Origin of the sequence: Paraburkholderia sp. J67 (genome assembly GCF_905220265.1) — a bacterium.
In the GTDB taxonomy this organism is placed as follows: domain Bacteria; phylum Pseudomonadota; class Gammaproteobacteria; order Burkholderiales; family Burkholderiaceae; genus Paraburkholderia.
Map to the genome: position 1 here is coordinate 59,250 of NZ_CAJMZK010000034.1, position 20,818 is coordinate 80,067.

19 protein-coding genes are annotated in these 20,818 nt (G+C 60.5%); 7 read left to right on the top strand and 12 right to left on the bottom strand.

Annotated elements, in window-relative coordinates; genetic code table 11:
• Positions 1-90 precede the first annotated feature (90 nt).
• The 9 genes from U5782_RS36290 to U5782_RS36330 all read right to left on the bottom strand — a co-directional run bounded on the left by U5782_RS36290 (position 91) and on the right by U5782_RS36330 (position 10,053).
• Positions 91-570, bottom strand: a complete 480-nt coding sequence (locus U5782_RS36290; RefSeq protein ID WP_322048677.1) for a hypothetical protein — start codon at positions 568-570, stop codon at positions 91-93.
• Positions 571-596: 26 nt separating this feature from the next.
• A complete protein-coding gene (locus U5782_RS36295; RefSeq protein ID WP_322048678.1) occupies positions 597-1,538 on the bottom strand; it encodes a CsgG/HfaB family protein in 942 nt (313 codons plus the stop codon).
• 20 nt (positions 1,539-1,558) lie between these two features.
• Complete coding sequence (locus tag U5782_RS36300; protein ID WP_322048679.1) at positions 1,559-1,993, bottom strand: curli assembly protein CsgF; 435 nt, start codon at positions 1,991-1,993, stop codon at positions 1,559-1,561.
• Between the two features lie 32 nt (positions 1,994-2,025).
• Complete coding sequence (locus tag U5782_RS36305) at positions 2,026-2,595, bottom strand: CsgE family curli-type amyloid fiber assembly protein (protein WP_322048680.1); 570 nt, start codon at positions 2,593-2,595, stop codon at positions 2,026-2,028.
• 513 nt (positions 2,596-3,108) lie between these two features.
• Positions 3,109-3,375 (bottom strand): hypothetical protein, encoded by a 267-nt coding sequence (locus U5782_RS36310; RefSeq protein ID WP_322048681.1) that lies wholly within the window; start codon positions 3,373-3,375, stop codon positions 3,109-3,111.
• A gap of 302 nt (positions 3,376-3,677) precedes the next feature.
• Positions 3,678-4,277: a TetR/AcrR family transcriptional regulator gene (locus tag U5782_RS36315; protein ID WP_322048682.1), complete on the bottom strand. Its 600-nt coding sequence runs from the start codon at positions 4,275-4,277 to the stop codon at positions 3,678-3,680.
• Between the two features lie 63 nt (positions 4,278-4,340).
• Positions 4,341-5,789 (bottom strand): efflux transporter outer membrane subunit, encoded by a 1,449-nt coding sequence (locus tag U5782_RS36320; RefSeq protein WP_322048683.1) that lies wholly within the window; start codon positions 5,787-5,789, stop codon positions 4,341-4,343.
• Positions 5,786-8,935, bottom strand: a complete 3,150-nt coding sequence (locus U5782_RS36325) for an efflux RND transporter permease subunit (protein WP_322048684.1) — start codon at positions 8,933-8,935, stop codon at positions 5,786-5,788. Before U5782_RS36325 ends, U5782_RS36320 begins: the two co-directional genes overlap by 4 nt.
• An 11-nt stretch (positions 8,936-8,946) precedes the next feature.
• Complete coding sequence (locus U5782_RS36330) at positions 8,947-10,053, bottom strand: efflux RND transporter periplasmic adaptor subunit (RefSeq protein WP_322048685.1); 1,107 nt, start codon at positions 10,051-10,053, stop codon at positions 8,947-8,949.
• A 382-nt stretch (positions 10,054-10,435) separates the two neighbouring features.
• Between U5782_RS36330 and U5782_RS36335 the strand changes: the two genes are divergently transcribed.
• On the top strand, positions 10,436-11,527 hold the full coding sequence (locus U5782_RS36335) for a LysR family transcriptional regulator (RefSeq protein ID WP_322048709.1): 1,092 nt from the start codon (positions 10,436-10,438) through the stop codon (positions 11,525-11,527).
• Here the strand turns inward: U5782_RS36335 and U5782_RS36340 are convergent.
• A complete protein-coding gene (locus U5782_RS36340; RefSeq protein WP_322048686.1) occupies positions 11,484-12,140 on the bottom strand; it encodes a TetR/AcrR family transcriptional regulator in 657 nt (218 codons plus the stop codon). The genes U5782_RS36335 and U5782_RS36340 overlap by 44 nt on opposite strands.
• Positions 12,141-12,250: 110 nt before the next feature.
• Positions 12,251-13,123 (bottom strand): LysR substrate-binding domain-containing protein, encoded by an 873-nt coding sequence (locus U5782_RS36345; RefSeq protein ID WP_322048687.1) that lies wholly within the window; start codon positions 13,121-13,123, stop codon positions 12,251-12,253.
• A 122-nt stretch (positions 13,124-13,245) separates the two neighbouring features.
• Here U5782_RS36345 and U5782_RS36350 point away from each other — a divergent pair, with 122 nt between their 5' ends.
• Positions 13,246-14,196 (top strand): amidohydrolase family protein, encoded by a 951-nt coding sequence (locus tag U5782_RS36350; protein WP_322048688.1) that lies wholly within the window; start codon positions 13,246-13,248, stop codon positions 14,194-14,196.
• A 91-nt stretch (positions 14,197-14,287) separates the two neighbouring features.
• Here U5782_RS36350 and U5782_RS36355 read toward each other — a convergent pair whose 3' ends face one another.
• Positions 14,288-16,021: a sigma 54-interacting transcriptional regulator gene (locus U5782_RS36355; protein WP_322048689.1), complete on the bottom strand. Its 1,734-nt coding sequence runs from the start codon at positions 16,019-16,021 to the stop codon at positions 14,288-14,290.
• Positions 16,022-16,320: 299 nt separating this feature from the next.
• Between U5782_RS36355 and U5782_RS36360 the strand changes: the two genes are divergently transcribed.
• The 5 genes from U5782_RS36360 to U5782_RS36380 all read left to right on the top strand — a co-directional run bounded on the left by U5782_RS36360 (position 16,321) and on the right by U5782_RS36380 (position 20,770).
• The gene (locus U5782_RS36360; protein ID WP_322048690.1) at positions 16,321-17,220 is read left to right on the top strand and encodes a VOC family protein; all 900 of its coding nucleotides are present in this window, start codon (positions 16,321-16,323) and stop codon (positions 17,218-17,220) included.
• Positions 17,221-17,274: 54 nt separating this feature from the next.
• Positions 17,275-17,811 carry a flavin reductase family protein gene (locus U5782_RS36365; RefSeq protein WP_322048691.1) on the top strand — a complete coding sequence of 179 codons (537 nt, stop codon included), beginning with the start codon at positions 17,275-17,277 and terminating at the stop codon, positions 17,809-17,811.
• Positions 17,812-17,828: 17 nt separating this feature from the next.
• Positions 17,829-19,055, top strand: coding sequence for an acyl-CoA dehydrogenase family protein (locus U5782_RS36370; RefSeq protein ID WP_322048692.1), 1,227 nt, complete (start codon positions 17,829-17,831; stop codon positions 19,053-19,055).
• On the top strand, positions 19,052-19,840 hold the full coding sequence (gene dmpE / locus U5782_RS36375; RefSeq protein ID WP_322048693.1) for a 2-oxopent-4-enoate hydratase: 789 nt from the start codon (positions 19,052-19,054) through the stop codon (positions 19,838-19,840). Before U5782_RS36370 ends, dmpE begins: the two co-directional genes overlap by 4 nt.
• Positions 19,841-19,912: 72 nt before the next feature.
• Positions 19,913-20,770 (top strand): alpha/beta fold hydrolase, encoded by an 858-nt coding sequence (locus U5782_RS36380; protein WP_322048694.1) that lies wholly within the window; start codon positions 19,913-19,915, stop codon positions 20,768-20,770.
• The last annotated feature ends 48 nt before the right edge of the window (positions 20,771-20,818 follow it).

Genomic DNA, 20,818 nt, shown 5'->3' on the forward strand with positions numbered 1-20,818 from the left:
AGATTAAGCAACGCCGAAATGAGGCGGGTTTGTATCGAAACCCACCGGTTAAAAATGCCTCTTGGTACCCGTTAATTTCCAGGGATTCGCTTAGTGCGAGACCAGCGTGGCCCGCGCTCCGTTACCCGTCTGGATCACCTGAATCGCGGACTTCGCGCCTGCCTGAGCGAGCGTCACCGAATCGTTATTGCCGTTCTGCGTCACGCGAGCCGACAACGATGTGCCGGTCTGAGTCGCTTGAACCGAATCGCCCCTGCCGTTTTGCAGTACCGCCAGCGAATTCTGGCTGCCGCTCTGTGACGCTTTCAACGTATTGCCCAGCCCGATCTGCTTCGCCGCGATCGAATTAGCCGCGCCGGATTGATCGAGTGTTGCCGCATTGCTATTGCCGGCCTGGCGCAGCGTCACGACATTGCCGCTGTAGTCGAAGGCCGCATCTGGCGGCCCCAGATCGCTTGTGGGGACGCTTGCGCCCATGTCCGCCATCGCTCCCTGCACCGCACCGACTGCAAACAGAACCCCAAGCGCGCCGCGCACCAGACGCCCTCGCCATCGTTGATGTCGCTTCATGATTCGCACTCCGATATGTCATTGCATCACTGGCTGGTCGTGGCCGAACGGTCGACCTTCTTTGGGTCATACGTGGTATTGGCATCCTCCATGTCCTGCGCGTACTGGCGGTCCTCCTGAAGATAGCGCTGGACCGTCGGGTCATACCAGTCCTTGTCGTTTTTCAGGGCCCACGTCTGATTCGCGATCCCCTGGACAATCAGATGCGTGAGGGCTGACTCGATGGCTTCGTTGACGCAGATCTGCACCGGTTCGTTACGCGTCAAACCCACCTCGGCCTGCAACAAGTCCTGATAGCCGATAAAACGGTAGACGCCCGTATCCACTTCGTAGGAATAGATCGTCTTGGTCGTTGAAATGCTGTTGAGCACCTGGCCTGACCGGATATCGATCGCGCGCAAATTGACCGTGACCTGATCGACACGGTACTGGGTCGAAGCGCTGATCCCGAGGTAGGCGACGCCCGCACCGCCGGTACGCACGTTCGTGTCGTAACCCACGATGCCGCCTTCGAGCAGGATGTTCGCCGGCATGAGCGCGGCCATCGCATCGTCCTGCGCCCGCTTTTCATCCGCGTGGTCGGTCGCGCGCATGATCTTTCGCTCAGTCAGCACGTCCTGCAGGTTTTCGCGCTCGACCGGCGTAAACCATCCGGAGTCGCGCATCGCCTTGAGGAGGAGCGATGCACCGCCTTGCGTAACCTGCGACGAGAATGAACTGTCAGGCGTTGCCTTGTATTGGCCGGTCAGATCGCGAAATCCATAGACGGCTGCAACGATTTTTCCTTTCGGTGGCGGCAGGTGTGTCAGGTCCCGCGTGATCCTGGTAGGCGGCGTCAGCGTTGCGTTGCTCGCGGCCGGCATGGGGCGCGTCACGCACCCGACCAGTGAAAGCAACAGCATCGCACCCAGTGCAGCACGAACCCCATTTTTGTTTAGCATTGCTATGTAATGTGTGGTGTTTTTCACGATTTATTCTTTCTTATGATTTATTGTCCGTTACTGATGATGAACGTCGATGACGCGCCGGTCGTATTGTCGGTTGTCGTGATCTGCAAATTGCCGCCGCTGATCGCGCTGACGACAATCGTAAAATTCCCCGTGCTGATCGTCCCGGGCTTGAGCGTGCCATCCGTGCCGACGATCGAATTCGTCACCGAACTGGCGACGCGCGACAATATCGCTTGCTGCAATTCCTGATTGAACTGATCCAGCGACGACTCGGACGTCGACGAACTCGACGATTGTGAAGGCGCGGTGTACTTGTTCTGGGCGTTGGCTTCGTTCAGCAGATTGACCCCGTTGGCCGCGTCGCCACCGAAATTCGGGTTGACCGGTTGATAGACAAGTGTGGTCGCCTGCGCACAGGGCATTGCCGCCGCGAGCGCAATCAGCACTGCCGACCTGAATAGCGTGTGGTTCATTCTGGCTTCACCTTTTTGTCATTGATTGATTTTTAGATCTCGTCCTTCGCCATATCCTTATCCTGAAACAGCAGATTGGATAAGTCGCCCTGAATCACCGTCTGGAAGGCCAGGTTAGCGGCACTTTCCGCGACTGGCCTGACATTGGCCCGCGCGATCGGCAGGAAGGTCTGGAAAACGCGCTTTTGCTGGTACTCGACCCAGATCAGGCTGCCGTATCGCCCCGACGGCCGCTCGTGAATGGCAACGACATAGCGCTCGCTCAACGGAATATCGCCCCAGGTGCGCGCAAACCAGGTAAAGAAGTCCCGACCCGCGAGCGTCACCGCATCGGTGGTGACCGTGCCGCCAAACTGGTCGTCGGGGAGTGGCTTGCGCGTGGCCGCCTTTGCGCCATGATCCTTGCCTGGGGCGAGCCTCGCAGCAGCGGACGGTTTCAATGCGGTACCACCCGCAATCGAAGGCGCACGTGGCGCCGCGATCGTGCTCTGCGAGTTCAACAGCGTGGAAGGCGGTGCGATCAAGCGGCCCACTACAGGGGGAGCGGACGGAGCAAGGTCCGTATCCTGGGCATAGGCGTGAGAAGTCGCGACCAGCGACATACACAACCACGCAGCCGAGCAAAGACGCTGGCTCGTACAGAATTCCATTGCGTTCCCCGTAGTGAATTCCCAACCTGGCTTGCCGCGTACTGACCGCGCGGGCCTGTCATTTTTTCGAACTCAAGGTAATAAAGCATGTGTCGTGCCAGCGGGCTTCAGCACACTGGCTCCGATCATTGGAAATTGCTTAGAGGATTGATTTATCAACGCATTTTCTGAAAATCGGCGCGATCAGAACAGCCGATTGAGTTCATTCGATTCGACGTAAAACCCCGTGCTACGTAACTCGCAGCCGTTACACGAGATTACTGAGAACGCATTTCGCTTCCGATCAATCAAAACCTTTCATTTTTATTTTTATTCATTTCAAAAAGTAAGGATTTGAATTGGCGAATAGCAATTTGATCGCGCAAACGTTTCACAGAGGCCAGTGAACGTTACGAGGATCTGCCTTGGATCATTGATATGTGGGTGCAGCGTTGTGTCTTGGGCAACTACGTTCTGCGCGTCCTTTCAATCGTCATTAATTAAATGATGGATCAAAAGTTTGAAGATCAACGCTTGAGAGTCGCTGATGCGCTGCCCTTTTATCTGCAGCGAAGATGGGTGAGTGTTCGATGATTGTCCGCTGACGGATGCACGCACAACGAAATTTGCAGCGCCCTGAAATTCGATGGTGAATCGTGGCGCGGGCGGGATAACAGCAGAATCGCCGTTCGGCTCGACAGGCAATGTGTCGATGATCTTGAGGCGAATGTGGCCGTGAATCTTCACGGCCACGAGGTCAAGCCCGGCTTAATGACAACGCTTTTCCCAATGATGATGCACGCGCACCTTATGGCACACGGGGTGATGATGGTGATCGTACGCGTACGCGGGCGCGATGGCCGCAAGCATCGCGACGGAAGCCATGGCAGTAAGGACGATTTTTTTCATATTGCTGAAACCCAGTTTGTAGAGAGAAGCAAGGCACGATGCCTTACCTTCACTTCCCTTAACGCTTGAACACCCGATTGCGATGACAATGTAGGGATAAACCACAAGTCGGTTCCGTTAGCGGCAGAGCGCGGGCAAAGCCCCCCCTACTTCACCAGGGCCCGCACGATTGCTCCGACCTCGGCATCGGGTAGAGGCTTTTCGTCCAGATCCAGCAGGCGGCGTCTTAACAAGCCATTCAACGTCGCGTGAATCACACGTGCCGCTTTCTCCGAATTAAAAGTTTCCGGCAGGGACCCATCGCATATCGCACGGCGCAACCATTCCTCGATCGACCATTCGGAGTTCCGGACGGCCTCCTTGAATCGCTTGAGGAGCGGTTCGGCATCCGGCGAATTCGTGAATAGATTGAGTAGCAAAGCGTACAAACGCCCGGCTCGCGGCGTATTCGTCACATCCCGCCAGCAACGCCTGATTTCTTCGATAAATTGTTCGAATGAATGAGCCTCGCAGTCGGTGAGTTTCACCGCGAACGGGTCGAGCGGACGCGCGGCATCGGCAAATAGGGCATTGAGGATCGCAAGCTTGTTCTCGAAGTGCCCGTACAACGCCCCCCGAGTCACACCTGCTCGACGGGCGATTTCATCGAGCGTCGCGCCTGTAAATCCCCGCTCATAGAACACGCATTCGGCGGCTTCGAGCAGCGCAGTTCGCGTGCCGAGCGCGTGCTCGCGGGTTCGCTTCACTATTATTTCCTCAATACAGGGAGCTGGCGCGCGTCACACGCGGCAGCCCCTTCTGCAACTACGCTAATCGATGCTCGCTTGTGCAGCCGCATGCGCATCGGCGGCCTTCACAACCGGCTCAGTCCATCCTCCACCCAACGCCCGATAGAGATCGACCGTGTTGTTCATGCGCGAAAGCTGGATCTTGACGAGATTCTGCTGTGCATCGTAGAGCGAGCGTTGATTGACGAGCACGTCCACGTAAGCATCCACGCCTTGCCGATAGCGTTCGCTGGACAGATCGTAGGCCGACTGACTCGCCACAACCAGTTCGCGCTGGGCGCTTTCCTCCTGTGCCCAGGTCGCGCGTCCGTCCAGTGCGTCGGAGACCTCGCGAAAAGCCGTCTGTATCGACTTCTGATAGGTCGCCACCGCGATATCGCGATTGACCTTCGCGGCCTTGAGATTCGCGCTATTGCGGCCGTAATCGAAAATCGGCACCGTAATCGACGGGCCGAATGACCACGCCGCGCTGCCAGGGTCGAACAGATTGCTCAGTGACGCACTGGCGGTCCCGCCGCTCGCCGTCAGGGAAATGCGCGGGAAAAACGCCGCTCGCGCTGCGCCGATATTCGCGTTCTGCGCGAGCAACTGATGTTCGGCCGACATGACGTCGGGACGGCGCATCAGCAAATCGGACGGCAGCCCGGCAGGCAAATCTTCATCCAGCTTGATCGCAGCGAGCGTTTCGGGCGCGATGAGATCGGCGCTGAGCGGAGCGCCGACCAGCAACGTCAACGCGTTGACATCCTGGCGGACCTGACGGTCATACTGCGCGAGATTGACTTCCGCAGTATGCACGGTGGTCTGCGCCTGGCGCAGTTCGAGCAATGAGGCGGTGCCGTTACGGAAACCCGATTGCGTGATCTTTAGAGACGCCTGCTGACTGATGAGCGTGTTCGCCGTCAGCGCTTTCAAGTCCTGATCGGCTTGCAGCGTCAGCCAGCTGTTCGCGACTTCGGCGATCAAACTGATCTGCGTGGCCTTGCGCGTTTCCGCTGTGGCCAGGTAACTCTGGAGCGCCTGCTCCGACAAGCTGCGCACGCGACCAAACAGATCCAGTTCGTACGACGCCACGCCGCCCACGTTATAGCTGTGCGTCACGCCCGCCTGTCCCGTTGTCGAAACGTCGGCGGGCAGGCGCTCGATCGTGCCGCTTGCGCTCGCCGAAAGCGACGGCAGCAGATCTGCGCGCTGGATACGGTATTGAGCCCGTGCCGATTCGATATTGAGTATCGCCACACGCAGATCGCGATTATTGTCCAGCGCCATACCGATCAGCTTTTGCAGCCGCGCGTCGGTGTAGTAATCGCGCCAGTCGATGTCCGCGGCCACTGGACCCTTTGCCTCTACCTGCGTCGACGTCTCGTAGCGCGAGGCAACAGCCGGGTCCGGACGCTGGTACGTCGGAATCATGGTACAGCCAGCCGCCAGCAGGAACGCGGGCAAAATTGCAAGTTTCAAGGACTTCATGCATCCACCTCTTCATCCATCTCGCTGGTTTCAGTCTGCGCCTTCTTGCGACGCGCAAAGAAACCCGTGACCATCACGTAGAACATGGGCACGAAGAAAATCGCGAGGAAAGTTGCGGTCAACATGCCGCCCACCACGCCGGTGCCAACCGAATGCTGACTACCCGATCCCGCACCGTGCGAGATCGCCAGCGGCAACACGCCCAGCACGAACGCCATCGAGGTCATGATGATCGGACGCAAGCGCATACGTGCGGCGTGCACGGCGGCCTGCGCGAGCGGCATCCCTTCGCGTTCGTACAGATCCTTTGCGAACTCGACAATCAGAATCGCGTTCTTCGCGGATAGTCCCACCGTGGTCAGCAAGCCCACCTGGAAAAACACATCGTTGGTCAGGCCACGCGCATAGGTCGCCGCGACCGCGCCGATCACGCCCAGCGGGACGACCAGCAGAACCGACAACGGCACGGACCAACTCTCGTACAGCGCAGCAAGGCAGAGGAACACGATCAGGAGCGACAGCACATAAAGCGCTGGCGCCTGTGAGCCCGACATCTGCTCTTCATACGAAAGCCCGGTCACGGCCACGGTGTAGCCCTTCGGCAACTGCGCGGCGATCTTCTGCACCTGCGCCATCGCCTCGCCCGAGCTATGTCCGGCTGCCGGCTGGCCCTGCAATTCGACCGCCGAAATGCCGTTGTAGCGTTCGAGCTTCGGCGAGCCGAATTCCCAATGGCTGCTCGCCACCGCCGAGAACGGCACCATCTGGTTCTGGCCATTACGCACATACCAGCGGTTCAGATCCTCCGGGCTCATACGCGAAGCCGGATTGCCCTGCACGTAGACCTTCTTGACACGCCCGCGATCGACGAAATCGTTCACGTATTGCGAGCCCCACGCGGCAGTCATCGTGTCGTTGATGTCCGCGATGCTCACGTTGAGCGCGCGCGCCTTCTCATCGTCGATATCGACGTGAAATTGCGGCTCGTCGTTCATGCCGTTCGGACGCACGTTCATCAGCAGCGGGTCCTCGTGCGCGAGGCGCAGGAACTGGTCGCGAACCGCCATCAAGGCAGCATGACCCTCACCCGTGTTGTCCTGCAGGTAGATGTCGAAACCTTGCGCGTTACCGAGTTCGAGCACAGCCGGCGGCACGATGGGAATCACCATGCCATCCTGGATCTTCGAGAACGCGCCGTACGAACGCTGCGCCAGTTCGAACACGCTTGTACCCGAGCCCTTACGTTCGTCCGATGGTTTGAGGCTCACAAAAGCAAGCGCCGAATTCTGGCCGCGGCCCGCGAAGTTAAAGCCATTCACGGTAAAGACGCCATCGACCACGCCCGACTCGTCCTTCAGCAGATAGTTACGCACCTGCGTCAGCACATCCTCCGTGCGCTCCGCCGAAGCATTACCCGGCATCTGCACCTGCACGAACATCACGCCCTGATCCTCATCCGGCAGGAAAGCCGTGGGGATACGCGCGAACAGCGCACCCATGCTCACCACGATCACCGCATAGATCAGGAGATAACGCCCCTTCTTGCCGAGAATCGACGCCACCACGCCTTCATAGCGCGCAGCGCCGCGGTCGAACGTACGGTTGAACCAGCCGAAAAAGCCCTTCTTCTCGTGGTGATCTGCGCTAACCGGTTTGAGGATCGTCGCGCACAAGGCCGGTGTGAAGACCAGCGCCACCAGCACGGAGAGCGCCATCGCCGAGACGATCGTGATCGAGAACTGGCGATAGATCACGCCCGTCGAGCCGCCAAAAAACGCCATCGGCAGGAACACGGCCGAGAGCACCAACGCAATGCCAACCAGCGCGCCCTGGATCTGCCCCATCGATTTTTTAGTGGCTTCCTTCGGGCTCAGGCCTTCTTCGGCCATGACGCGCTCGACGTTTTCGACCACCACGATCGCATCGTCGACCAGCAGGCCGATTGCGAGCACCATGCCGAACATCGTCAGCGTATTGATCGTGAAGCCACACGCGGCGAGCACCCCGAACGTACCTAATAGCACCACGGGCACGGCCAGTGTGGGAATCAGCGTCGCGCGGATATTCTGGAGGAACAGATACATCACCAGGAACACCAGCACGATGCCTTCGAGCAGCGTCTTGACCACTTCATGGATCGATGCATGAACGACGGGCGACGTGTCATACGGAATCACGATCTTCACACCCGGCGGCAACAGCGGCTCCTTTTCCTTGAGCAGATTCTTGACCGCCTGCACCGTCTCCAGCAGATTCGCGCCCGTCGCGAGGCGCAGTGCGATACCCGCCGATGGCTTGCCGTTATACAGGCTGGAAATGGAGTAGTTTTCCGGGCCAAGGCTCACCGTCGCGACATCACCCAGGCGAACCTGGGAACCATCCGCGTTCACCTTAACGAGAATATTGCGGAATTCGTCGGCCGTTCGCAGGCGCACCTTGCCGATCACCGTAGCGTTCAATTGCACTCCGCCGCGCGCGGGCAGTCCACCCAGTTGCCCCGACGAAACCTGAACGTTCTGCGACTGGATCGCGCTCGTGACATCCTGCGGCGTGAGCGAATAGCTATCGAGCTTCGCCGGGTCGAGCCAGATACGCATCGCGTACTGCGAGCCCATCAGCAGATAATCACCCACCCCCTTGGTACGCAGGATCGGATCCTGCAAATTGGAGGCGAGGTAATTGCCGAGGTCGCCGCTCGACATCTTGCCGTCTTCCGAAACCAGCGCCGCGACCATCATGAAGTTGATCTGATACTTCACAACGCGGATACCCTGCTGCTGCACTTCCTGCGGCAGCAGCGGCGTGGCGAGCGACAGCTTGTTTTGCACCTGCACCTGGGCAATGTCGGGGTTCGTGCCCTGATCGAAGGTCGCGATGATCGTCATGCTGCCATCGGCGTCACTCTCCGAAGACATATAGCGCAGACCGTCGAGACCGTTGAGTTGCTGTTCGATCGGCTGCACCACGGTATCCTGCACCGTCTGCGCAGAGGCGCCGGGATAGGTCACCGTGATCGACACAGCCGGCGCGGCGATATTCGGATACTGATTGATCGGCAGCGCGCGTATCGACAGGTAGCCCGCCAGCATGATGATGATGGCGACAACCCACGCAAAAACAGGGCGTTTGATAAAAAACTGGGACATGTCCGCTCCGCTTAGCTACCGTTAGCCTGCGCGGCGGGAGACGGATTCAGACTCAGATCGACGTGCACATTCGATGCCGGCTTCGCAACGACCTTCATGCCGGGCTGGATGCGTTGCACGCCTTCGGTCACGACGCGATCGCCCGCCTGAAGCCCTTGATTCACGAGCCAGGTGTTGCCGATCGTGCGGTCCACCACGATGGGCCTCTGCTGCACGGTGTTATCGGCATTCACCACCCACGCCACAGCGTGACCGGTCGTATCGCGTGACACGCCCTGCTGCGGCACGAGGATCGCGCCACTGCGCGTGCCTTCGTCAAGCGACGCATGCACGAACATGCCGGGCAACAGGTCATGTTCGGGGTTCGGGAATTCCGCGCGCACCGTGACGGAACCCGTGCCTTCATCGACGGTGACTTCGGAGAATTTCAGCGCGCCCGGGCGGGCATAGACTGTTCCGTCTTCCAGCGCGAGATTCACGCTAGCGTCGCCGGTACGGGTTGTTTGCAACTGGCCGCGCTTGAGTTCACCGCGCAAACGCAGCATCTCGGTCGAGGACTGCGTGACGTCGACGTAGATGGGATCGAGTTGTGTAATCACGGCGAGAGCCTGCGCCTGACCGCTCGTCACCAGCGCGCCCTCCGTAATCGACGATCGCCCAATGCGGCCTGAAATCGGCGCATAGACGCGTGTGTAATCCAGATTGACCTTGGCGGTTTCCACATCGGCCTGCGCCTGCCGGTACGCGGACACCGCGTCGTCGTACTGCTGACGGCTGACCGCGTTATCGGCCACGAGTTTCTCGTCACGCTCGGCCAGGTTCTTCGCCGACATCAACACGGCTTGAGCCTTGTCGTACGCCGCTCGATACGGCGCGTCGTCGATCTGATAAAGCTGCTGTCCCTGCTGGACGTCCGTGCCTTCCGTAAAGAGCCGCTTCTTGATGACGCCGTTCACCTGCGGGCGAACTTCGGCCACACGACAGGGGTTGGTACGACCCGGCAACTGCGCCTTGAGCGTAACCGGCTGCGCGGCCAGCGTCACGACACCCACCTCGGGCACCGTTGCTACCGCTTCCTGCTTTTTCTCGCAACCGGTAAGCGCAAGCACACTAGCCACAGAACCGGCTATCAACACGGTACGCGTTGCTATCGCGATCCGATCCTTCCGGGCTGCACTTCGGCCCTGATTAATTTCGCTATCCATATTAAATTTATCGACTCCGTGCGCCTGTTCGACTCTCTGGCCTATGCATTTTTCAGTCATTGTTCGACACCCAAAGCACTCACAGCGCTCAGGGCAGATCACCCAAACAAATATTCAACGCGTGTTGAATTGTGCGCATGATAGGGGGTGACTTGTGACGATGTCAACTGGCTCGATCGTAAAACGCAGTCGTTCACGCACCCTTTTAAGAGGCAATGCCGTGCCTTGGCAGCCAGATGTTGACAGTTGCGCGCCGATCGTCCAGAATCCACATATTCAACACTCGTTGAATATAATGTCGGACCGATGCCGGTGCGATCGTTCACTACGGTTGGAGATTCTGGTGGATCAACTCGAATCGATACGCACCTTCCTGGAAGTCGTGCGTTCGGGCAGTGTCGCGGGCGCGGCGATGAAGCTGGCCGTCTCCAGTGTGGTACTGGGCCGTCATGTCAAGGCGCTGGAAACGCAACTCGGCGCGCAGCTGTTTTCTCGCGGCACGCGCTGTCTGTCGCTCACTGAGGTCGGTCAGGCCTATTTCGAGCGTGTGCTCAAGATCGTCAATGACCTGGACGAATGCGAGCGTTCGCTCGCAAGTCTCGCGCAGCAGCCGGCTGGCAATCTGCGGATCGTTGCGCCTTCATTCTTTTCGTATCGTCATCTGGCGACTTACCTGCACCAGTACAACTGTCTCTATCCACGCGTGCGCATCGCGCTCGATCTGGTCGATCAACCTTTTGATCTGATCAATGACGGATATGACGTCGCGCTCGTGGATACGGCCACGCTCGCTTCGACCAGCGCGATTGCGCGGCGGCTATGGGACGATCGCCTGGTCGCCTGTGCATCGCCTGCGTATCTGGATCGTTGCGGCACGCCAACGCATCCCCGGCAGTTGGCCAGTCACACCTACATTGCGATGGCGGCGCGGCACGCCGCGACGGACGCACCATTGCTCGACGGCCCCGAGGGACGCTTTGAACTCGAACAGAAACCCGCCATGCTCGTCGACAACCTCGACGCCCTCGTGCAGATGATCAGGGTGGGGGCGGGAATGGGCCTTGTTCCCCGGGCAATCGCACAGGAGGCCATTGCGCAAGGCGCCTTGAATGTGGTGCTGCCCGACTACGCAACGCAGCCGGTTTCCATCAGCGTCGTCTATCCAAGCCGGGAACACCTGCCTGCGAAGGTGCGAACCTTCATCGACTTTCTCGTGGAGTCCGCGCAAAACATGAATGGGAAAGCCAGTTCGGTCGCGCTAAAGTGCCTGGCACCATCGTCGCACGAGAAGCCGGCCTTACGTGTTACGCCAAGGCGATTTTCGGACGGCCAACACGCAATGGTTAGCGGAAAATTCCGATCGCAATCTCCAGCACAGATTGCTTGAACTCGTCCGGATTCTCCGCCAGCGGCGAGAATTTCGACAGCACGTGGCTGTAAGAGACCGCACTGCTGATCGCATTCACCATCATGTAATGCATGATGTCGGGATCATGAGCCTTGAGCTTGCCGGCCTCCATCGCGTCGATCAGCAACGGTACGAACGCGTCACGATATGGCCGCATCAATTTCTCGATCAGCACATTCAGCCGCTCCCCCTGTTCGGTCGTTGCAGTCGAGAAGAACATGCCGATATACCGATCCTCGAACAGATGATCGATGAAGAGGATCAACGCCTGTTTGATGCGCTCGCGCGGCGACACGCGCAATTTTTGTAGCTGCTGGGTGGACTCGATCAACGGCTCCAGTTGCACCGACAATTGCTCGACAACCGCCGTCCACAAACCCTCTTTGGAACCGAAGTGATGCGACATCAATGCGGGATCGACGCCAGCCAGCCGCGCGATCTCGCGCACGCTCGTTCCCTCGTAGCCCTGCGTCGCAAAGGTCTGGCGTGCGCCGCGCAGCAGCGAGTCAAAACCCGTCAGCGCGCTACCCGCCGGGCGTCCGCGCGTACGCTTCGTTGCAGGTCGTCTCGGGTTCTTGCTGGTATCGGCCATCTCTCTTTTTGATCGTTCGGTTTCCACTGCCTGCCAGTATATCAAGCGGTCATTTCCCGACGTTTTGCAGCAAAGCGGGTGTAAGCCGACTCAACAACGCCACCAGTTCGTTAGCGAAGCATCTCCAGATATCGTTGGATCGCGCCCCACGCTCCCTCGATTCGATTGATCACTACCAGCTCCGATTTCGGACTGCGACTTCCCAGCTTCCGATAGACCACGTTCGGCACCGCGATGCGGCTCACCGGTTCGGGCGCGATCGCAAGCCCAAGGCCCGCCGCCGTCAACGCCAGCGCGGAAAGCGTGCTGCTCATGGTGTACGCGATACGCGGCTCCTTACCGAGCATCTGCCGCAGGATCGCCCGTTGAGCATCGTCGCCGCCATCGGCCGCGTAGACAATAAACGGCTCGTCCGCAATCGCGGCGAAGCTCACCGAGCGCCGCTTTGCCAGCGGATGACGCTCGCTCATCGCGACTTCCCACGACCAGCGTCCAACCGTTCGCACGGCCAGCCTGGCATCGAAGGCCGCACCGAATGCCGGGCAATAGCCAATATCGAGGCGGCCTTCGAGAATCGCTTCCTGTTGCGCAGCCGGGGCCATCTCGTGCAGTTCCAGCACAACATCTGGCCACGCCGCGTGGAACGCGGCGAGATCATTGGACAAGCGCCCTGAGGCCAACGCATTCCCGACGAAACCGATGCGCACCACACCGGTCTCGCCGCGGGCCGCACGCTGCACCAGACTCTTCGCGCGCGCGGCCTGCTCTAGCGTACGTTGCGCCTCGACGACCAGCAGACGGCCAGCGTCAGTGAGCGCCACCTTGCGCGTGCTGCGCTCGAACAGTGTTGCTCCCAACTCATCTTCAAGCGCACGAATCTGCGCACTCAGCGCGGGCTGCACGATGTGGAGCCGTTGCGCCGCGCGGCCAAAGTGCCCCTCTTCGGCAACAGCGAGGAAGTAGCGTAAATGGCGAAGATCCATGATGTCGATTAATCACCTGAAACGATTAATCCTGCAATTTAACCTATTGGACCGAAAAATCAACCGAACACATACTGAACAGCACACACCGCGCGCACGCGCATCACTCCTGGAGTCGAACCATGTCCCAACGCAATCGCATCGATGTCCATCAGCACATCGTCCCCCCATTCTGGGCCGACGCACTGCCCGCGCATGGTGGCGATCCATCCGGCTGGAAATGCCCTGCCTGGAGCGTCGAGAGCGCGCTCGCCTTTATGGATTCGCAGCAGATCGCAACCGGCGTACTTTCGCTGACCGCGCCGGGCGTGAAAGGCTGGAGCGGTCAGGCAAAGCGCGACATCGCGCGCAAGGTCAATGAATTTACCGCTGGCGTCGTGGCGCGCCACCCGGCGCGATTCGGCAACTTCGCGACGTTGCCGCTACCCGACGTCGATGGTTCGCTGGCAGAAATCGCCCACGCGTACGACGCGCTGAACGCCGATGGCGTCGTACTCCTGAGCAACTACGATGGCGCCTATCTTGGCGACCCGGCATTCGAACCGGTATGGGCCGAACTGGACCGTCGCCATGCAGTCGTATTCATCCATCCCGCGATGCCGCCCCTCGCGCAGATGACGGGGATCCCCGGCCCGATGCTCGACTATCCGTTCGATACGACGCGTACCGCGGTGCAACTCGTGCTCAACGGCGTGATCTCGCGCTACCCGAATGTGCGCATCATCCTCTCGCACGCAGGCGGCTTCCTGCCCTACGCCGCCTTCCGGATCGCGGAAGTTTCGGCGATTGCACGCACCGATGCGCCGAGCGCCGCCGGCATTCTCGACCTGATGCGGACGTTCTACTTCGATACCGCGTTGTCGTCGCCGTCGGCGCTCCCGAGCCTCGCTGCGTTCGTGAGTACCGACCGCGTGCTGTTCGGCAGTGACTTCCCTTACGCACCTGCACATGTCAGCGGAGCATTCACAGCGAAGCAGGATGAGAGCGCGGTGCTGAATGCCAGCCAGCATAATGCGATCAATCGCAACAACGCACTTGCGCTTTTCCCTCGCCTCGCCGCGCTCGATCAATAAGCGCTGGCACGCGACGCAACCGCAACGGTAGCGTCGCGTACGCAGTAGTGACGCACCGCGGCCTCGCGATGCGTCTCCTGCGCAAGCCGGCTCAGTTCGTTTCAGCGCCGGTGCCGCTCCGCTTGCGTCGATAAAGCAGTTGCCCGCGTGAAATGCCGAGCAGCGCCGCGGCACGCGACATATTCCCCTGCGCTTGCGCGATGGCTGCTTCGACCATCGTGTTTTCCATTTGATCGAGCGTGAGTCCGCGCTCCTTCATCCATTCGGTCACCACCTCGTCGAGCGAACGCGACGAAAGCGGCGTTGCGTTGCCTTCTTGTGGCGGCGCGCGGAAACCCTCTTGCACCGGCGTCGCCGAAGATCGTTTCAGTTCCTTCATAAGCACCACATGCACGGCATCGAGCGCACGTCCGTCTTCGGCGAGAATGACGGCGCGCTCCACGACATTCGACAGTTCCCGGATATTGCCTGGCCAGGAATAGCCGAGCAGCATAGCCATTGCCTCGGGTGTCAGGCCCTGCACGTCGCGGCCGTATGCGTTCGCAAAGCGAATCATGAAATGCTCGATCAGAACCGGCAAGTCTTCCTTGCGCTGACGTAAAGGTGGAATCTCGATCGGAAAGACATGCAAACGGAAGAACAGGTCTTCGCGGAAATGCCCCGCGCGAACCGCTTCCCACAGGTCCTCGTTGGTCGCCGCGACAATGCGCACATTGGCCTGCCGTGCGACGCCGCTGCCGAGCCGCTCGAATTGCCCCGTCTCCAGCACGCGCAGCAGCTTGCTTTGCGCGACGAGGGGCAACGTGGCCACCTCATCGAGAAACAGCGTGCCGTTTTCAGCAAGCTCGAAGCGCCCGGCACGCGCGGTATCCGCTCCCGTAAAGGCACCGCGCTCTACGCCAAACAGTTCGGACTCCATCAAGGTTTCGGGAATCGTCGCGCAGTTGATGGCAACGAAAGGACCCGCACTGCGATGGCTCTGCTCATGCAGCAGACGCGCGAATGTGCTTTTGCCGACCCCGCTTTCACCCAGTAATAGAACCGTCGCGCCGGTTTGTGCGACGCGGTTGATCTTGCCCACTGCGGTCTGATAGGCAGGCGACAGGCCAACGATATCCGAGCGGCGCTTCGACTGCTCAAACGCTTCGAGCGCGCTTTTCTGGCGGCCGGCTTGTGCGCGCGTGGCAGTGGGTGTTTCAGGAATGACAGGCGCCTTAAGGAATTGCAGATCCGCTTCGGCATCGTTCCATTCGCTCGCGGGACGTGCGATGACCCGGCAAGCTTCGAAGCCGGTTGCCCGGCATTCAACCTCGCGCACGATAATGAGCTTGCCCATGCAGGCGCTCAGATAGCCGCTCGCATAGCCGGTCTCCAGCCAGCAGACCGGCGCTGACTGCAATTCCTGCGCGACCGCGTGATGCTCGTCTTCGAACGAGTGCTTCCAGAAAAACTCCAGCGAGCAGCGGCCCTTCGCAACGTCGACATCCGAACTGATCATCTCGACCAGCGCTACGCCCTGCAAGGCATGCAACTGCCCGCCGCGCGCCAGCAAATCGAAGATGCTTTCCTCGACCGAGTGCATTTGCAATGCAAGCTGTGCGTCGCGCGTGCCCGTCGAAAAGCCGATGCGCGTGAGCAACGTGCGCGCGGTTTGGCTGCCGAGCGACGCAATCAACTCGCTACGCAAATCGCTGAGCGACGCCGTTTGCATGAGGACCATGCGCTGCTCGCCAAGCGTGATTTCGGCGCGTTCAGGCCGGAAGCGTAGCTTCTCCCGAATCGGTGCGATGTCCGGGAAAACCAGACTGTCGTATGCGTTGGTCACTATCGTCTCCGAATTCTTGCTCGTGGTCGGGCACGCAATCCCGCCAGAATTTTTCAGTCGCTGTCTATTTTTTGACACTCGCTGCGAATTTTCAAGCGCGACGTCTACGCTCAAAAATTGCTGCGTCGCGCCGCCTGTCATGCGCGATTTTCAGCGAACGCACGACGGCGCGGCGTTCTGCTTTGCAAAGTAGCTCGCGCGCAACGCAACATCATCAAGCTGGCACGACCGTTGCATTAGGGGATGCGCGCCGCGATGCTCTCGCACCGGCGCAAAAAAATCAATCAACAGGAGACATCATGTCGGAGCTTTCAAGTCTCGGGTACGTCGTGTTCAACGTGAGCGATCTCGCGCGATGGGAGGACTTTGCGGCCGGTATTCTCGGACTCATGCCAGGCCGCCGGGCGCCGGGCATGCTCGGCCTGCGCATGGACGAACACGTGCAGCGCATCCTGCTCGTAGAAGGGCATGACGACGATATCGCCGCCGCTGGCTGGCAATTCGACACGCGCGGCGATCTCGATGCGTACGTCGACAACCTCACCGCACGAGGCATCGTGGTGCGCGAGGGTGAGCGCGCCCTGGTCGAAAGCCGCCAGGTCGAGTGCGTGTATCTCTGCGACGATCCCAATGGCTTTACCCATGAGTTCTATTTCGGGCCGACTCACGCGCCTATCTCCACGCCGTTCCATTCGCCGCTACTCAAGGGCGCGGGCTTCGAAACAGGCCGCCTGGGTATGGGGCATATCCTGCCGGTCGCACGCAACTACGCGCAATCGCTGGACTTCTACCGCAATGTGCTGGGCCTTCGCGTCAGCGACACGATTCGCGATTCGCATACGGTCCCAGGCGCGACAGTCGACGCCACCTTCTTCCATACCCGCACGGGCCGCCATCACTCGCTCGCGACGATGGCCATGCCGTTTCCCAAGCGCCTGCATCACGTGCTGGTGCAGGTGCAGGACATGGATGACGTGGGCATGGCCTACGATCGCTGCGTCAAGGCGGGCTTGCGCATTCACGCGGGCCTTGGCCATCACCCGAACGACCGCATGTTCTCGTTCTACGTCGAAACCCCGTCTGGGTTCGGGCTGGAGTATGGCTACGGCGGCGTCGTCATCGACGATAACGCCTGGGAGGTCAAGAACTACAGCCAGTTGAGCGACTGGGGGCACCGGCCGCACCCTGCTGCGCACTAATTTTGTCCTGCCTGTCTGGAAAGTGCGTCTTTCATTCGATCTGGATTACTAATCATGCAGCTAGATACCCAAGCCTGCCCTCCATCCGTGGTGTGCAGCACATCCGCGACACCCGATGCCTTCAGGGCCGGTATGCGCCGTCTTGCCGGCGGGGTCTGCGTACTCACCTCCGAGCTGGACGGTGTGCCAGTCGGCCTGACGGCCACCGCCGTCACATCGCTTAGCGCGGAACCGCCGCGCCTGCTCGCCTGCGTCAACCGCAAGGTCTTCGCTCACGCTGCCTTCGAACGCACCCGCACCCTGTGCGTGAACGTCCTCGCAGCGGAGGACTCGTCGATCGCCATGTGCTTCGCGGGCATGCTGCCGGACGTGAGCGCCGCGCAGCGTTTCACCCAGGGCGCCTGGCAGGGGTCGCCTCCCATGCTCGCCAGCGCGCTCACGAGCTTCGCCTGTCGCGTGGTCGAGATCGTCGCGGCGCATAGCCATTCGATCCTGATCTGCGAAGTCGATCGCATCGCCATGAACGAGACGGAAAACGCGCCGCTCGTCTATGCACAAGGCCACTTCGGACATTTCAGCAGCATCAACTAGACACCAGGAGACGACACATGAACGCCCTCACCGATACCCTTCAGGAACCCACCGTCACCGAGCTGGTGGAGCGCGCACGCGCCATGATTCCCGCCTTGCGCGCCACCGCCGCCGACGTCGAAAAAGCGCGCAGCGTGCCGAAAGAAACCATCGAGGCCTTCAAGCAAGCGGGCTTCTTCAAGATTCTCCAGCCGCGTCGATGGGGTGGCTGGGAAATGAGCCCGAGCGTATTTTCAAAGGTGTTGATGGAGTTGGGCCGTGGCTGCCCGTCGAGCGCCTGGAACATGATGATCCTCGGCGTACATCAATGGGAGTTCGGTCTGTTCGACGAGCGCGCCGCCCGTGACATGTGGGCAGACGACAACACGGTGCTGGTGGCGTCGTCGTATGCCCCCTTCGGCAAGTGTCGGCAAGTGGACGGCGGCTGGATGCTCAGCGGCGAGTGGAAGACTTCGAGCGGCTGCGATCACGCACAAGGCGGCGCGATTCTCGGCGCATTCTGGCTCGACGACGAAGGCAATCGGCGCGACTACCGTTCGTTCCTGGTGTCGCGTAGCGATTACGAAATCATCGACGACTGGCACGTCGTGGGTCTCGCTGGCACGGGCAGCAAGAGCGTGCGCATCAAGGGCGAAGCCTTCATCCCCGACTATCGCTCGCACAGCATCGTCGACTACCAGAAGTCAGAACGCGGCACCTCGTATCTGCATCCATTCAATCAGGTGTTCTATTCGGCTGTGTCGTCGGTGATCGTGGGCTACGCGCGCGGCATGATCGACCTGTATATCGAACAGATGGCGCCGCGCCAGAACATCGTCGGGCCGGCTGGCGCAGCCGCGCAGAATCCCTATGTGAAGGACAAGCTCGGCAACGCCATGCTGCTCGTGCGCTCTGCCCAGGCGCGGCTCGCGCAGGTTTTCGCCGAAGCCCAGGCGCATGTGGAACGGGGCGAACTCGTGCCGCTTCACGACCGCGTGTTTCACTTCCTTGAAATCCAGCGCTGCGGCAAGGACTGTCTCGACGCCTCGACGATGCTCTGGAAGAAGCTTAGCGCGCGCGCCATCTGGTTGAACAATCCCGTTCAACTGTGGATGCGCACGATGCTCGTGGCCGCGAACCACATCACGCAGAACGAGGACGATAACGCGGGCGTGCTGGGCGGCTATCTGCTCGGCCAGGGCGTGCCGCCGTTCATCTACAACCTGCCCGAGGAAGCCGCCGCGTGCGCGGGAGCAGGCGCATGACGCTCGACGCCACCACACTCGACGCGCTGGGCGATCGCCTCTACACCGCCTGGCACATGCGCCAGGCTATCGAGCCGCTCACGCAAACGCACGCGCAGATGACGATCGAGGATGCCTATCGCGTGCAGCAGCGCTTCGTCTCGCATCGCATCGAGCGCGGCGAGCGCGTCGTCGGCAAGAAGATCGGCGTGACGAGCGACGCAGTGATGTCGATGCTCGGCGTGAATCAGCCCGATTTCGGCCAGTTGCTCGACGGCATGATTCGCGACGACGGCGCGTCGATCGACACGAGCGAGCTGATCCAGCCCAAGGCGGAAGCCGAAATCGCCTTCGTGCTCAAGCGCGAACTGCGCGGCCCCGGCGTGAGCGCCGCTGACGTGATCGCCGCAACGGAAGGCGTCATGGCCTGCTTCGAGATCGTCGACTCGCGTATCCGCGACTGGAAGATCCGCATTCAGGACACCGTGGCCGACAACGCCTCATGCGGCCTCTTCGTACTCGGCGATCGTCTTGTCGATCCCCGCGCGCTGGACCTGCGCACCTGCGGCATGGTGCTCGAAAAGAACGGCGCGGTTGTGGCCACGGGTGCCGGCGCGGCGACGATGGGCTCGCCCGTGGTCGCCGTGGCGTGGCTGGCCAACACACTGGGCCGCCTCGGTTCGGCGCTCGAAGCCGGTTCGGTGATTCTTTCGGGCGCGCTCGGCGCCATGGTGCCGGTTGTGCCGGGCGACAACCTGCGCGCGACGATCGGCGGCCTGGGCGGCTGCTCGATCCGCTTTGGCTGAGGCGTCAGATACCCGTTTGCCGTCGCAAGCACAGACACACAACGCAATTCAACCTTGATCAGGAGACACACCATGACCGCATGGACCGAAGCGAATACCAGCCGATTCGCGCAAATCGATGAAGGCGGCCTGAAGCTGCGTATTCACTACAACGATGCGGGCAAAGGCGACGCCGTTGTCATGTTGCACGGTTCGGGCGCGGGCGCATCGGGCTGGAGTAATTTCCATCGCAACGTCGATGCGTTTGTCGACGCGGGCTATCGCGTGATCCTGCCGGACTGCCCCGGCTGGAACAAGAGCGACCCGATCGTTTGCGACAAGGGCTCGCGCGCCGTGCTCAACGCCACTTCATTGAAGGGCCTGCTCGACGTGCTCGATATCGACCGCGCGCATGTGATCGGCAACTCGATGGGCGGCGCCAACGCGCTCGCCTTTGCGCTGGCCGCGCCAGAGCGCCTGAGCAAGCTGATCATCATGGGCGGCGGCGGCGTGGGACCCAGCCTGTTCCAGCCCATGCCGCTCGAAGGCATCAAGCTGCTCTACGGCCTCTACAAGGCGCCGACGATGGAGAACCTGCGCAGGATGCTCAACGTGTTCGTGTTCGATCCGTCCGCGCTGACCGACGAGCTCGTGCGCCAGCGCTACGACAGCATGATGGAGCATCAGGAGCATCTGGCGAACTTCGTGAAAAGCGTCGAAGCCAATCCCGACTGGCTGCCTGACCTGAGCGGTCGCCTCAAGGAGATCAAGGCGCCCACGCTCGTCACCTGGGGACGCGACGATCGCTTCGTGCCGCTCGACAGTGGCCTGCGTCTGTTGTGGGGCTTGCAGAACGCCGAGCTGCATGTGTTCAGCCGCTGCGGTCACTGGGCGCAGTGGGAGCATGCGGATAAGTTCAACCGTCTCGTTCTGGATTTCCTCGCGCAATAGCACGCATGGCATGACGTGCGGATGCGCGCAGGCGCGTCCGCATCACTC